The 14429-nt window shown below is 72.6% G+C and carries 12 protein-coding genes and 1 pseudogene; 10 read left to right on the forward strand and 3 right to left on the reverse strand.

The window, feature by feature from the left end; translation table 11 throughout:
• The first annotated feature begins 22 nt into the window (after window positions 1–22).
• The 6 genes from pruA (at window position 23) to ACIBIW_RS31550 (ending at window position 8608) form a co-directional block, all read left to right on the forward strand.
• Window positions 23–1663 carry an L-glutamate gamma-semialdehyde dehydrogenase gene (pruA, locus tag ACIBIW_RS31525; RefSeq protein WP_399341046.1) on the forward strand — a complete coding sequence of 547 codons (1641 nt, stop codon included), beginning with the start codon at window positions 23–25 and terminating at the stop codon, window positions 1661–1663.
• Between the two features lie 681 nt (window positions 1664–2344).
• Window positions 2345–2491, forward strand: a complete 147-nt coding sequence (locus ACIBIW_RS31530) for a hypothetical protein (protein ID WP_399341047.1) — start codon at window positions 2345–2347, stop codon at window positions 2489–2491.
• 90 nt (window positions 2492–2581) lie between these two features.
• The gene (locus tag ACIBIW_RS31535) at window positions 2582–3619 is read left to right on the forward strand and encodes a 3-isopropylmalate dehydrogenase (protein WP_399341049.1); all 1038 of its coding nucleotides are present in this window, start codon (window positions 2582–2584) and stop codon (window positions 3617–3619) included.
• A gap of 272 nt (window positions 3620–3891) precedes the next feature.
• Window positions 3892–4977, forward strand: a complete 1086-nt coding sequence (locus ACIBIW_RS31540; RefSeq protein ID WP_399341051.1) for a branched-chain amino acid aminotransferase — start codon at window positions 3892–3894, stop codon at window positions 4975–4977.
• Between the two features lie 467 nt (window positions 4978–5444).
• A complete protein-coding gene (gene cimA, locus ACIBIW_RS31545; RefSeq protein WP_399341054.1) occupies window positions 5445–7052 on the forward strand; it encodes a citramalate synthase in 1608 nt (535 codons plus the stop codon).
• A 131-nt stretch (window positions 7053–7183) separates the two neighbouring features.
• Window positions 7184–8608, forward strand: coding sequence for a hypothetical protein (locus ACIBIW_RS31550; protein WP_399341056.1), 1425 nt, complete (start codon window positions 7184–7186; stop codon window positions 8606–8608).
• A gap of 276 nt (window positions 8609–8884) precedes the next feature.
• Here the strand turns inward: ACIBIW_RS31550 and ACIBIW_RS31555 are convergent, their stop codons facing one another.
• Complete coding sequence (locus ACIBIW_RS31555) at window positions 8885–9499, reverse strand: YceI family protein (RefSeq protein ID WP_399341058.1); 615 nt, start codon at window positions 9497–9499, stop codon at window positions 8885–8887.
• 244 nt (window positions 9500–9743) lie between these two features.
• Between ACIBIW_RS31555 and ACIBIW_RS31560 the strand changes: the two genes are divergently transcribed.
• The 3 genes from ACIBIW_RS31560 to ACIBIW_RS31570 all read left to right on the forward strand — a co-directional run bounded on the left by ACIBIW_RS31560 (window position 9744) and on the right by ACIBIW_RS31570 (window position 12421).
• Window positions 9744–10292, forward strand: coding sequence for a hypothetical protein (locus ACIBIW_RS31560; RefSeq protein WP_399341060.1), 549 nt, complete (start codon window positions 9744–9746; stop codon window positions 10290–10292).
• 250 nt (window positions 10293–10542) lie between these two features.
• Window positions 10543–12135: an acyl-CoA carboxylase subunit beta gene (locus tag ACIBIW_RS31565; protein ID WP_399341062.1), complete on the forward strand. Its 1593-nt coding sequence runs from the start codon at window positions 10543–10545 to the stop codon at window positions 12133–12135.
• Between the two features lie 37 nt (window positions 12136–12172).
• Entirely contained in the window at window positions 12173–12421 is a 249-nt protein-coding gene (locus ACIBIW_RS31570) for an acyl-CoA carboxylase subunit epsilon (protein WP_399341064.1), read from the forward strand.
• A 230-nt stretch (window positions 12422–12651) separates the two neighbouring features.
• Here the strand turns inward: ACIBIW_RS31570 and ACIBIW_RS31575 are convergent, their stop codons facing one another.
• Window positions 12652–13233, reverse strand: a complete 582-nt coding sequence (locus ACIBIW_RS31575; RefSeq protein WP_399341066.1) for a TetR/AcrR family transcriptional regulator — start codon at window positions 13231–13233, stop codon at window positions 12652–12654.
• A gap of 130 nt (window positions 13234–13363) precedes the next feature.
• Here ACIBIW_RS31575 and ACIBIW_RS31580 point away from each other — a divergent pair, with 130 nt between their 5' ends.
• Window positions 13364–14296, forward strand: a complete 933-nt coding sequence (locus ACIBIW_RS31580; protein ID WP_399341067.1) for an NmrA family NAD(P)-binding protein — start codon at window positions 13364–13366, stop codon at window positions 14294–14296.
• 47 nt (window positions 14297–14343) lie between these two features.
• On the opposite strand, the pseudogene ACIBIW_RS31585 reads toward ACIBIW_RS31580, so the two are convergent.
• Window positions 14344–14429: pseudogene (locus ACIBIW_RS31585) on the reverse strand (ATP-binding protein); the annotation flags it as partial.

The raw sequence follows: 14429 nt of genomic DNA on the forward strand, positions 1-14429 counted from the left end.
ACGAGAAGGAGCTACGGCACCCATGGACGCTGTGACCCAGGTCCCCGCGCCGGTCAACGAGCCGGTCCACGGCTACGCCCCCGGCAGCCCCGAGCGCGCCCGCCTCGAAGCCAAGCTCAAGGAGCTGGCCGAGAACCCGACCGACCTGGTCATGACCATCGGCGGCGAGAAGCGCCTCGGCGGCGGCGAGCCCTTCCAGGTCGTCCAGCCGCACCGCCACAAGGCCGTCCTGGGCACCGGCGGAAACGCCACCCACCAGGACGCCAGGGACGCCGTGGAAGCCGCTCTCGCGGCCGCCCAGGGCTGGCGCGACACCTCCTTCGACGACCGGGCCGCGATCCTGCTGCGCGCCGCCGACCTGATGTCCGGGCCCTGGCGCGAGACCATCGCGGCCGCCACCATGCTCGGCCAGTCCAAGACCGCGCAGCAGGCGGAGATCGACGCCCCCTGCGAACTGGTCGACTTCTGGCGCTTCAACGTCAGCTACGCCCGCGACCTCCTCGCCGAGCAGCCCGTCGCCCACGCGCGCGGGGTGTGGAACCAGCTCGACCACCGGCCCCTCGAAGGCTTCGTCTACGCCATCACCCCGTTCAACTTCTCCGCCATCGCGGGCAACCTGCCGACCGCGCCCGCGCTCATGGGCAACGTCGTCGTCTGGAAGCCGTCACCGACCCAGACCCTCGCCGCCGTCCTCGTGATGCGGGTCCTGGAGGAGGCCGGCCTGCCGAAGGGCGTCATCAACCTGGTCACCGGCGACGGCGTCGCCGTGTCCGAGGTGGCGCTGACCCACCGCGACCTGGCGGGCATCCACTTCACCGGCTCCACGCGGACCTTCAAGTACCTGTGGAAGACCGTCGGCGAGAACATCGACACCTACCGCACGTACCCGCGCATGGTCGGCGAGACCGGCGGCAAGGACTTCGTCGTCGCCCACCCCAGCGCCGACCCCGCGGTCCTCAAGACGGTGCTGACCCGGGGCGCGTTCGAGTACCAGGGGCAGAAGTGCTCGGCGACGTCGCGCGCGTACGTCCCCGCGTCGCTGTGGAACTCCGGCTTCAAGGAGGCGTTCACCGCCGAGGTCGAGGGCATCCCCATGGGCGACGTCACCGACCTGTCGAACTTCGTCGGCGCCGTCATCGACGAGCGCGCCTTCGCCAAGAACAAGGCCGCCATCGACCGCGCCGCCGCCGACCCCACGTGCACCGTCGTCGCGGGGGGCGGCTGCGACGACACCGTCGGCTACTTCGTGCGGCCCACCGTCATCGAGTGCACCGACCCCGGCAACGAGGTCTTCACCACCGAGTACTTCGGGCCCATCCTCGCCGTGCACGTGTACGACGACAGCGCCCCGGGCGCCTACGAGGCCATGCTCGACCAGATGGAGTCCGCCGCCGAGTACGCGCTCACCGGCTCCGTCGTCGCGACCGACCGCGCCGCCATCGCCCTCACCCGCGACCGGCTCCGCTACGCCGCGGGCAACTTCTACATCAACGACAAGTCCACCGGCGCCGTCGTCGGCCAGCAGCCCTTCGGCGGCGGCCGGGCCTCCGGCACCAACGACAAGGCGGGCGCCCCGCAGAACCTGATGCGCTGGACCCTCACCCGGTCCATCAAGGAGGCCCTGCTCCCGCCGACCGAGTACACCTACCCGCACATGGGCTGACCTTGGCCCCGGCGCGTGTTCACCCCCGTCGCGCACCGGGGCGGCCGCCCCCCACCCGAACCGCCCCCGGCCATGGTCCCCCTCCCCGGCCGGGGGCGGTTTCGGCCGCACAGGGCCTTGGGTAGCCCCCTGTCCGGGGAACCACACGATCGCAGCACGCGCGTATGCCACCGATACACAGCACGCGCGTATGCCACCGATACGCAGCACGCGCGCGTGCCACCGATTTCGGCCAGTCCCAGTCGGGTTTCGCCGCCTTACGAGGGGCCCCCGCGCCCCGCGCCGGACCTCGCCGCCGCCCGTGCCAGCCCCGCGCCCGACCCCGCCCCCCGGCACCCGCAGCCGCCCCGGAGCCCTTGAGCCTGCGGCCCGCCGTCGGCCCCCGCGCCCCTGCCGCCACGCCCTGGTGCCGCACCCCGCCCCGCACCTCCAGCCCCCCGTTTCACTCCGGTGAGTGGCGCTCGTCTCAGATAGTAGGATGTCCGAGTAATTGTGGAGACAGCGAGAGCGATCTCCCTTAGCTTTGTAGAAGCCGAACCCTCGCTCCATCCAGCGAACGCGGTTGTGAGCCCGTGCCTAGCGCAGGCGACCCCTGCGGCACCAGCTCCCCGCCCCTTTGGCGTCTCGTAACTCCCTCGACTTCCCACACCGCGCCCCGCGCTGTCCAAGGAGACGATCCCCATGGCCGAGACGACCGCCCGCCGCCGCACCCGCCGCGGCCCCCGCCCCAGCGACGCCGACCGCTCCGTACGGCAGAACGCCGCCGCCGCCCTCCAGCGCGCCCTCGACCGCCGCGACAACGGCGGCACCTGGGGCCACTCGCGCTGATCCCGGCGCCGCCAGGCCCGCGCACCCCTGCCGCTGTCCGCATCCTGGACGTCCGGTGTCATCACCTGGGACGAGCGGTAGGGTGCGCGCATGTCTCGCACCATCAAGCTCGCAGTGATCCCCGGCGACGGAATCGGCCAGGAAGTCGTCGCCCAGGGGCTCAAGGTCCTCCGCGCCGCGCTCCCGCAGGACGTCAAGCTGGAGACCACGGAGTACGATCTCGGCGCCCGCCGGTGGCACCGTACCGGCGAGACTCTCCCGGACGGTGAGCTGGAGGCCCTGGCGCAGCACGACGCCATCCTCCTCGGCGCCATCGGAGACCCCTCCGTGCCGTCCGGGGTGCTGGAGCGCGGGCTGCTGCTCAAGCTGCGGTTCGCCTTCGACCACTTCATCAACCTCAGGCCGAGCAGGCTCTTCCCCAACACGGACACCCCGCTCGCGGGCCGCCCCGACATCGACTTCGTCGTCGTCCGCGAGGGCACCGAAGGCCCCTACACGGGCAACGGCGGCTCCCTGCGCACCGGCACACCCGCCGAGGTCGCCACCGAGGTCAGCCTCAACACCGCCTACGGCGTCGAGCGCGTCATCAGGGACGCCTTCGCGCGCGCCCAGGCGCGGCCCCGCAAGAAGCTGACGCTCGTGCACAAGAACAACGTGCTCGTGTACGCGGGCCACCTGTGGAAGAACACCTTCGACCGGGTCGCCCAGGAGTTCCCCGAGGTCACCACCGACTACCTGCACGTCGACGCCGCGACGATCTTCCTCGTCACCCAGCCCGAGCGCTTCGACGTGATCGTCACCGACAACCTCTTCGGCGACATCCTCACCGACCTCGCCGCCGCCGTCTCCGGCGGCATCGGCCTGGCCGCCTCCGGGAACATCAACCCCACGGGCGCCTTCCCCTCCATGTTCGAGCCCGTCCACGGCTCCGCCCCCGACATCGCCGGGCAGGGCAAGGCCGACCCGACCGCGACGATCCTCTCCGTCGCCCTCCTGCTGCGCCACCTCGGCCACGACGCCGAGGCGGCCCGTATCGAGGACGCCGTCTCCGCCGACCTCGCGGAGCGCGACGGCACCCGCAGCACCGACGAGACCGGCGACGCCCTCGCCGCGCGAGTATCCGCCTGACCCGGCGGACCCACTCCAAGCCGCCGGAGCCCGAGGGCACCCGGCGGCTTCTCATGTGCGGCCGCCGGGTGTGACCATCAACCCAGGCCGCACACGCCGGGCACGACCACCACCCCGCAGCGCGATAATCGGACGCAGGATCGCTGTATGCGCGGAAGGTTGGACGTCCTACTAGTAGGGGCGGGTCCGGAGCCTCCGGCACCCTGAAGAGCCAGACACCGCCGAACGGCGTGCAAGCGGTCCGATGCACTCAGAGTGAAGGACAACGACCCATGACGACGCCCACGATCGAGCTGAAGCCCTCGTCGAGTCTGACCCCCGCGGCCGACCGCGAGCGGATTCTCGCCAACCCCGGCTTCGGCCGGTATTTCACCGACCACATGGTCACGGTCCGCTGGACGGAGGGCAGGGGCTGGCACGACGCGGAACTGGTCCCCTACGCGCCGCTGTCCATGGACCCGGCCAACATGACCCTCCACTACGCCCAGACGATCTTCGAAGGGCTCAAGGCGTACCGCAGGACGGACGGCACCATCGCCACCTTCCGCCCCGAGCAGAACGCCCGCCGCTTCCAGCGCTCCGCGCGCCGCCTCGCGATGCCCGAGGTCCCCGAGGACCTCTTCCTCGGCGCCGTCGACGCGCTCGTGCGCCAGGACGGCGCCTGGGTGCCGCCCGCGGGCGAGGAGAGCCTCTACATCAGGCCCTTCATGTTCGCCACCGAGGTCGGCCTCGGGGTGCACCCGGCGGGCGAGTTCCTCTTCATGGTCATCGCCTCGCCCGCCGGCGCCTACTTCAAGGGCGGCGTGAAGCCCGTCTCCGTCTGGGTCTCCGAGGACTACGTGCGGGCCGCGCCCGGCGGCACCGGGGAGGCCAAGGCGGGCGGCAACTACGCCTCCTCGCTGCTCGCCCAGGCCGAGGCCACCGCCCGCGGCTGCGACCAGGTCGTCTGGCTCGACGGCCTGGAGCGCCGCTACATCGAGGAGATGGGCACCAACAACCTCTTCTTCGTGTACGGCGACCGCGTCGTCACCCCGTCCTTCTCCGGCTCCCTGCTCGCCGGGGTCACCCGCGACTCGGTCCTCGCCATCGCCGCCGACCTCGGCTACGAGGTCGCCGAGGAGCGCATCTCCCTCGACGACTGGCGCCGCGCGAGCGAGGACGGCAGCCTCACCGAGGTCTTCGGCTGCGGCACCGCCGCCGTGATCACCCCGGTCGGCGAGGTCCACTCGGCGCGCGGTAGCTGGAAGGTCGCCGGAGGGGAGTCGGGCGAGGCCACCATGAAGATCCGGTCGGCCCTGCTGGACATCCAGACCGGCGCCGCCCCCGACACCCACGGCTGGATGCGCCCCCTGGACTGAGCGCCGCCCGGCGCCGTACCCGCGTGACCACGTCCTTCGCGGCCCCCGCCCCGCGCCCCCGCGCCCCGCGTGCCCCCCCCGGCGGGCACCGTACGGCGCGGGGCGCGTACGGGGCGGGCGCACGGGGTCCGGGAGCGCCCCGGGCGACGACGCGGATGCCCAGCGGGGCCGCGGCGGCCGGATGCTGAGACGCCCCACCCAGTATCCGGTCGGTGTGGTTGACTTACCGCGTGCCCTCGTACGCCATGATTATCGGCAGCAGGCGCGCCGGTCCACAGTGATCGCCGACTTGGATGACATTCCGCGGCGGCGACACCGTGCCCCAGACCCGCGCGCAGACCTCTCGCACCCGCGAGAGGTTTTTTCGTTTCCCGGCCCGACCAGGACCGGAACGGAGTGCACGCGCCGACGGGGGCAAGTGGAGCCATCAGTGACGGAGCCACTCTTCCGACAGGAGCCACACAGCCATGAACAGCCCGAGCCGGCCAGACGATGACAGCTTCCACGTGTTCGACACCACCCTGCGCGACGGCGCGCAGCGCGAGGGCATCAACCTGACGGTGGCGGACAAGCTGGCCATCGCCCGCCACCTGGACGACTTCGGCGTGGGATTCATCGAGGGCGGCTGGCCGGGCGCCAACCCCAGGGACACCGAGTTCTTCTCCCGCGCGGCCGAAGAGGTCGACCTGCACAACGCCCAGCTCGTGGCGTTCGGCGCGACCCGCAGGCCCGGCGCGAAGGCCGCGGACGACCCCCAGGTCAAGGCGCTCCTCGAGTCGGGCGCCCCGGTGATCACCCTGGTCGCCAAGTCCCACGACCGGCACGTGGAACTCGCGCTTCGCACCACCCTGGAGGAGAACCTGGAGATGGTCCGCGACACCGTCTCCCACCTGCGCGACCAGGGCCGTCGGGTGTTCGTCGACTGCGAGCACTTCTTCGACGGCCACCGCGCCAACCCCGAGTACGCCACCGCCGTCGTACGCGCCGCCCACGAGGCCGGTGCCTCCGTCGTGGTGCTCTGCGACACCAACGGCGGCATGCTGCCCGCCCAGATCGGCGCCACCGTCACCGCCGTCCTCGCGGACACCGGCGCCCGGCTCGGCATCCACGCCCAGGACGACGGCGGCTGCGCCGTCGCCAACACGCTGTCCGCCGTGGACGCGGGCGCCACCCACGTGCAGTGCACCGCCAACGGCTACGGCGAGCGCGTCGGCAACGCCAACCTGTTCCCCGTCGTCGCCGCACTGGAGCTGAAGTACGACAAGAAGGTGCTGCCCGAGGGCAACCTGCGCGAGATGACCCGCGTCTCGCACGCCATCGCCGAGATCGTCAACATCGCCCCCTCCACCCACCAGCCCTACGTCGGCGTCTCCGCCTTCGCGCACAAGGCCGGGCTCCACGCCTCCGCGATCAAGGTCGACCCGGACCTCTACCAGCACATCGACCCCGAGCTGGTCGGCAACAGGCTGCGCATGCTGGTCTCCGACATGGCGGGCCGGGCCTCCGTCGAGCTGAAGGGCAAGGAGCTGGGCGTCGACCTCGGCGGCGACCGTGCGCTGATCGGCCGCGTCGTGGAGCGCGTCAAGGAGCGCGAACTGCGCGGCTACTCCTACGAGGCCGCGGACGCCTCCTTCGAACTGCTGCTGCGCGAGGAGGCCGAGGGCCGCAGGCGCAGCTACTTCCGCACCGAGTCCTGGCGCACCATCGCCGAGGACCGCCCCGACGGCATCCACGCCAACGAGGCCACCGTGAAGCTCCTGGTGAAGGACGAGCGCATCGTCGCCACCGCCGAGGGCAACGGCCCCGTCAACGCCCTCGACAACACCCTGCGCGGCGCCCTCGAACGGTTCTACCCCCAGCTCGACAAGCTGGAGCTGATCGACTACAAGGTGCGCACCCTGGAGGGCGGCATCGGCACCGGCTCCACCACCCGCGTCCTCATCGTCACCTCCGACGGCTCGGCGGAGTGGTCCACGGTCGGCGTCGGCGAGAACGTCATCGCCGCCACCTGGGAGGCCCTGAACGACGCCTACACCTACGGCCTGCTGCGCGCGGGCGTCGCACCGCTGGAGTGAGGGACCGGGGCCGGAACGGGGAGGCGCCGGGCGGGGCCGGGCGGGGGCGTGCGGCCCTCCGGGCTGTGCGGCCGGGTGAGGCAAAGAGCGGTAAATCGGGTATTCCGCACAATTCGGGGTAGCCCGAAGGTATGCACCGTAAGGCGCTCTCCCCGCACCGGCTGCTGACCCTCCTGGTCGCGGCCCTGCTCGCCGTGCTCGCCGTCCTCGGCACGTCCGCCGCCGCGGGCGCCGGGCAGGCCCCCGCCGCCCCCGCCCGCCACGCGGCTCCCGCCGCCGCTACCGCGGCCCCCGCGGACGTCTCCGACGCCGCGGACGCGCTGCGCCAGGGGCCCGTGTACGTGGACCCGGCGGCGCGCGGACAGCTCTCGGACTCCGACGCCGCCACCCTGGCGAAGAAGATCAAGGACGCCGACAAGCCGATCATGGTCGCGGTGCTCCCCGACGGGTTCCCCACCCAGAACCTCTTCCGCGACCTGCGCACCGAGACCGGCGTCACCGGGCTCTACACGATCCGCCTCGGCGACGCCTTCGACGCCCGCGCCGACCGCAGCGTGCTGCCGGGCCGCGCCGTGCAGAACCTGACGGCGTCCGTACGGGGCCAGGACGCCGCCACCCAGCTCGACTCCTTCGTCGACCAGGCCGAGCGCCAGGTGCGCGGCGACGCGCCGTCGTCCTGGGGCGTCGGCGACGGCGGCGGCTTCTCCGCGGCCGGGTTCATCGTCGCCGCGGCGGTCATCGTGGGCCTCGGCCTGGTCTCGTACACCGTGGTGCGCCGCGGCAGGAACGTACGCGAGCGCGAGCAGCGGGCCGCGCTGGAGAAGCTGCGGGTCGTCGTGGACGAGGACATCACCACGTACGGCGAGGAGCTGGACAGGCTCGACTTCGACCCCCGCGAGCAGGGCGCGGACGACGCGATGCGCACGGACTACGAGCGCGCGCTCGACGCCTACGAGGAGGCGAAGTCCCGCATGGCCGCCGCGCGCCGCCCCGAGGACGTCAGGGGCGTCACGGAGGAGCTTGAGGACGGCAGGTTCTCGCTGGCGCGGCTCGACGCGCGGCGCTCGGGGCGCCCGCTGCCCGAGCGGCGCCCGCCGTGCTTCTTTGACCCCCGGCACGGGCCCTCTGTCGCCGACGTGCGCTGGGCACCGCCCTCGGGGGCCGAGCGCGAGGTGCCGGTGTGCGCGGCCGACGAGCGTCGGCTGCGGGAGGGCGAGGAGCCCCTGGTGCGCACCGTGGCGACCGGCGACGGCCGCAGGCCCTACTGGGAGGCCGGCCCCGCCTACGGGCCCTGGGCGGGCGGCTACTTCGGCGGCGGCCTGCTCCCCGGGCTGCTCGTCGGCACGATGCTCGGCGGCCTGATGTCCAGCCCCGGCTACGCGGCCGGGTACGGCAGCGGCTACGGCGACTTCGGCGGGGGCTTCGACGGCGGCGACTTCTCGGGTGGCGACTTCGACCCCGGCGACTTCGGCGGCGGTTTCGGCGACGGCGGAGGCTTCGGCGGCGGGGGCGGTTTCGGCGACGGCGGCGGCTTCGGGGGCGGGTTCGGCAACTGACGCGGGCGACGTCGCCGTCCGGCGCGGCGGCGGGGGAGCGGTGGCTGTGTGCGTCGGCCTGCACGCGCGCGAGACGCCGCGACGTAGCCCTGGGGCGGGGGCCTGCACGCGCGCGCGAGGAGCCGCGACGTAGCCGAAGGGCGGGCCGTCACGCGCGGGCGCGCGCGAGGCGCTGAGGCGCGGGATGATGGAGGGACCCGCGAGGGGAGTACGGGAGCCGTGTCAGGCTCCCGTACCCATGTCCCGCCGGTCCCGGTGGTGCGGCGGCGCCCCGGCTCAGTCGGTCTTCTTGATCGCGGAGATGTCGAAGGTGAGCTTGATGCGGTCGGACACCAGCACGCCGCCGGTCTCCAGGGTGGCGTTCCAGGTCAGGCCCCACTCGGAGCGCAGCAGCTCGCTCTTGCCCTCGAAGCCGACGCGCTCGTTGCCGAACGGGTCCTTGGCGTAGCCGCCGAGTTCCAGGTCGATGGCGAGCGGCCTGGTGGTGCCGAGGACGGAGAGGTCGCCGGTGATGCGGTACTCGCCGTCGCCCAGGGCCTCGGCCTTGGTGGAGCGGAACGTCATCGTCGGGTGCGTCTCGATGTCGAAGAAGTCCGCGCTCTTGAGGTGTCCGTCGCGGTCGGGGGAGCCGGTGTCGATGCTCTCCATCTTGATGTCCAGGGAGGCGGTCGACTTCGTCGGGTCCGCACCGTCGAGGTGGAGGGTGCCCTCGAAGTCGAGGAAGCTCCCCTTGACGTTGGTGACCATGGCGTGCCGCGCCGTGAAGCCGAGCGTGGAGTGCGAGGGGTCGATCGTGTAGTCGCCGGTCAGGTCGGTGAGGTCGGGGCCCGGCGAGGTCCCGGCGTCCGGCGTGGCTGCGGCTTCCTCGCTCTTGCGGCCGAAGAGTGCCATGACGTGCTCCTTGGGGTGGATGGCGGCGCTTGACCAATCTGTTGAACGTTCAACGAGGCTCACCCTAGGCGTATTCCCCCCGGGCTTCAACGGCCGTGCGCGAGTGTCGGCCGGGCGCGGTGCGAAGCGGTCCCGTCCCGTCCTCTGGTCACCGCGCCCGGTGTCGGGCACCATCTCCTGTGCTCCACCTGCCGCACCGCCGAATCCTTGTCCGACAGTGGTATTCGCAGGGAGGAACCCCCACGTGAACCAGAACGCAACCCTCCGCTCCCGCCCCGCCCTCCGGGCGGCACTCGGCGTGCTCGCGCTGCTGCTCGCAGCGCTGTTCGCACCGGGAGTCGGCGTGATCGGCGGCGCCGGCGACGCGGCGGCGTCGGCCCAGGTGACGAAGATCAGCCACGCCCAGGCGACCTCGATGTTCTCCTCGTCGGGCATCACCTGGTCGTCCTCGGGCGGCTGCTCCGACCGCAACACCTCCACCTGCACCTCGTTCGACCAGCTCAACCTCACGACCGCGCAGGGCGCCCAGACGCTCAAGTCGGCCTCCGGCTGCGCCCTGAACATCACCGGGGGCACCGAGACCGGGCACGCCTCCGGGACGTACTCGCACTGGAACGGCTACAAGCTCGACTTCGGCAAGAACACCTGCATCACCAACTACGTCAAGAGCGCGTTCACGTACATCGGCCTGCGCGGCGACGGCTATCCCCAGTGGGAAGCCGCGTCCGGCAACCTCTACGCGGACGAGGGCAGCCACTGGGACGCGACGTACTACAACTGCGGCGGCTGCTGAGGCCGCGGCGGCGGGTCGACGGCCCACCCTGGACCCCGCGCCTACACCCCTTGGCCTACGCTTGGGTGAACGTTGCCCGACCAGCGGCTGATACGGGGCTGTTTGTGCGACCCCAACAACGCAACGGGGTCCTGAGCAGTCGACTCGTGACTATCCCGGGCCCCTGCTGTTAGGGCCTGCCAGGAAAACGGGCCGGAGACTGTGCAGAGTCTACGGCCCGTTTTTCCTCGGGACTTCGTAGAGTCACTACATGACCGTTATGGACGAGACCGCTTCCCCGGGGGGCGAGCCCGCGGATGCGCGAGGCCGCGTGGCGGAGCTGAAGGCCATTCGCGCTCAGGTGCTGCACGGCCCCAGCGACAAGGCGACGGAGGCCCAGCACGCCAAGGGCAAGCTGACTTCGCGCGAGCGTATCGAACTGCTGCTCGACCCCGGCTCGTTCCACGAGGTCGAACAGCTCCGCAGGCACCGGGCGACCGGTTTCGGCCTGGAGTCCAAGAAGCCGTACACGGACGGTGTGATCACCGGCTGGGGCACCGTCGAGGGCCGCACGGTCTTCGTGTACGCACATGACTTCCGGATCTTCGGAGGCGCCCTGGGCGAGGCCCACGCCACCAAGATCCACAAGATCATGGACATGGCGATCTCGGCGGGCGCGCCCCTGGTGTCGCTCAACGACGGCGCAGGCGCCCGCATCCAGGAGGGCGTCTCCGCGCTCGCCGGATACGGCGGCATCTTCCAGCGCAACACCCGCGCCTCCGGCGTGATCCCGCAGATCAGCGTGATGCTCGGCCCCTGCGCCGGCGGCGCCGCCTACAGCCCCGCGCTGACCGACTTCGTGTTCATGGTCCGCGACACCTCGCAGATGTTCATCACGGGCCCCGACGTCGTCAAGGCCGTGACCGGCGAGGAGATCACCCAGAACGGGCTCGGCGGCGCCGACGTCCACGCGGAGACCTCGGGCGTGTGCCACTTCGCCTACGACGACGAGGAGACCTGCCTCGCCGAGGTCCGCTTCCTGCTCTCGCTGCTGCCGCAGAACAACCGCGAGAACCCCCCGGCGGCGCCGGGCGAGGACCCCGTCGACCGGCGCGCCGACGGCCTCCTCGACCTGGTCCCCGCGGACGGCAACCGCCCCTACGACATGACGAAGGTCATCGAGGAGATCGTCGACGACGGCGAGTACCTCGAAGTCCACGAGCGCTGGGCGCGCAACATCATCTGCGCCCTCGGCCGCCTCGACGGCCACGTCGTCGGCATCATCGCCAACCAGCCCCAGGTGCTCGCGGGCGTGCTGGACATCGAGGCGTCGGAAAAGGCTGCGCGATTCGTGCAGATGTGCGACGCTTTCAATATTCCGATCGTGACCCTGCTCGACGTCCCCGGCTTCCTGCCGGGCGTGGACCAGGAGCACGGCGGGATCATCAGGCACGGCGCCAAGCTGCTCTACGCCTACTGCAACGCGACCGTGCCCAGGATCTCGGTGATCCTGCGCAAGGCGTACGGGGGCGCGTACATCGTCATGGACAGCCAGTCCATCGGCGCGGACCTCACCTTCGCCTGGCCGACCAACGAGATCGCCGTCATGGGGGCGGAGGGCGCGGCCAATGTCATCTTCCGGCGTGAGATCTCCAAGGCCGACGACCCCGACGCCAAGCGCGCCGAGATGGTCAAGGAGTACAAGGCCGAGCTGATGCACCCCTACTACGCCGCGGAGCGCGGCCTCGTCGACGACGTGATCGAGCCCGGGGAGACCCGCGAGGTGCTCGTCCACTCGCTCGCGATGCTGCGCACCAAGCACGCCGACCTGCCCTCGCGCAAGCACGGCAACCCCCCGCAGTGACCTCAGGACCTGCGACCCTCACCACGGAGCGACGCCCATGACAAGTCCCGCCACCGCCGCCACCCCGGCGGCCGCCACCGCCGCACCGTCCGCCGCCGAGGTCCTGCGTGTCGAGAAGGGCAGCGCGGGCCCCGAGGAGCTGGCGGCCATCACCGCCGTCCTGCTCGCCAGGGCCGCCGCCACGCCCGAGCCGGCCGGGTCGTCCGACAGCCCGGGCCTCCGCAGGGCCGGCTGGCGCCGCCTGGAGCGCGAACCGGGCTTCCGCGCACCGCACAGTTGGCGCTGACCCCGCGGCATCCGACAGCCGACGCCGCCCCGTGCCCCCACCGGCACGGGGCGGCGTCGTGTGTCCCGGCCCCTGGCGGTACGCGCGCCGTCCCGGTCCGTACCGCCGTCTTTGGCCGTACGCGCGCGTGAGTGCGCGGCGGGGCGCCACGCGCGCGGGCGCGCGGTCCCGCACCCTCCCGCGCGACGTCGCCCCGGCGACGGGTCCACGCGCGCGGGCGCGCGTGGCGTTCAGTGCGGGGTGGCGGTCCTGTGCTCCGGGCTCAGGCCCGCCACGGCGAGCCGGAACAGGCGGTCGGCGGCGGCCGCAGGGTCGGGGCGGTGCTCCGTGGCCAGCACGATGCCGACGACCAGCGTGACCAGGTCCTCGCCCGTCAGACCGGCCGCCACCGCGCCCTCCCGCGCCGCGCGGGCCAGCAGCGGCGCCGCGGCGTCCTGGAGCGTCTGCGCGCACGAGTTGCCGTGCACCAGGTCGGGCCCGGCGTCGTAGGCCAGCGCCGCCGCAAGCCCCCGCGCCGTCGCCGAGTACGCGACCACGTCGCCCAGCCACGTCAGGAGCGCCGTGCGGCCGTCGTCCGCGCCCGCCAGCTCCCGCGCCCGTACCCGCAGCGCCTCGATCCGCTGCCGTGACACCGCCTCCAGCAGCGCGTGCCGGGTGGGGAAGTGCCGCCGCACTGTCGCGGAGCCCACCCCCGCGACGCGGGCGATCTGCTCCAGGGAGGCGGCGCCGCCGTGCACGGCGACCTCCTCCTCGGCGACCGCGAGGATGCGCGCGTAGTTGCGCGCGGCGTCCGCGCGCCGTCGCTCCGGCATGGCGTTCATCTCCAGGTTTACTAAGTGGCGGGCCCCGCCGTATCGTATGCCAACAGAAACGGCGGGCCCCGCCGTTTCCGCTGGCGGCCCTCGCGCCCCCACCCCTGTACCCCGTATCCCTGGGAGCACCATGTCCACGCCCCCCACAGATCCCCGGCCCGTCCTGGTCACCGGCGCCACAGGGCGCCAGGGCGGCGCCACCGCCCGGGCGCTGCTCGCGGCGGGCGTCCCCGTACGCGCGCTCGTCCGCGACCCGGAGACCGCCCGCGCGGGCGCCGTCCGCGGGCTCGGCGCGGAACTCGTCGTGGGCGATCTGCGCGACCGCGGCTCCGTGGCCCGCGCCGCCGAGGGCGCGCGCGCCGTCTTCTCGGTTCAGATGCCCGCGCCGACCCCGGCGGGCTTCGACTTCGACGGAGAGGTCGCCCAGGCCGCCAACCTCATCGCGGGCGCCAGGACCGCGGGCGTGCCGCAGTTCGTGCACACCTCCGTCAGCGGCGCGGGGCAGCACACCTCCACCCCCGGCTGGGACGGGGGCCGCCGGGGCGACGTGGCGGCCAGCCTGGGCGCCAAAAGCGCGATCCAGGACCTGGTGCGCGACGCCGGCTTCCCCCACTGGACGATCCTCAAGCCGGGGTTCTTCATGGAGAACTTCCTGCCCTCCATGGCTTTTCTGTTCCCGCGCGGCGTCGAGGGCGGCCTGGTGAGCGTGCTGAAGCCCGCCACCAGGCTGTCCCTGGTCGCCGTGCGCGACATCGGAACGGCGGCCGCGGCGGCCGTCGCGGCGCCGCAGCGCTTCGACCGCGTCGAACTCGAACTGGCCGGTGACCACCTGCCGATGACGCGGATCGCCGAGATCCTCTCCGCCGCCCTCGGGGTGCCCCTGGCCGCGCCCGACATGACCGAGGCGGAGGCCGTGGCCGCGGGGATGCCGGGGATGGGCGCGGGGCACGAGTGGATGAACGTGGCGGGCCAGCCCGCCCGGCCGCGGTACGCCCGCGACCTGGGCATCCCCCTCACCAGCTTCGAGACGTGGGCGCGCGAGCACCTGCGGGCCGACGCCTGAGGCAGGCGCGCGATACGCGCGTCAGCGCGCCGGACGTACGGGGGTGGTCACCGTAGTCGGGCCATGAGGGCGTGTTCGACGAGGGTGATGAGGGCGCTTTTGGCGTCGGCGCGGTGGCGGGCGTCGGTGGTGA

Source organism: Streptomyces sp. NPDC050560, assembly GCF_044457285.1.
In the GTDB taxonomy this organism is placed as follows: domain Bacteria; phylum Actinomycetota; class Actinomycetes; order Streptomycetales; family Streptomycetaceae; genus Streptomyces.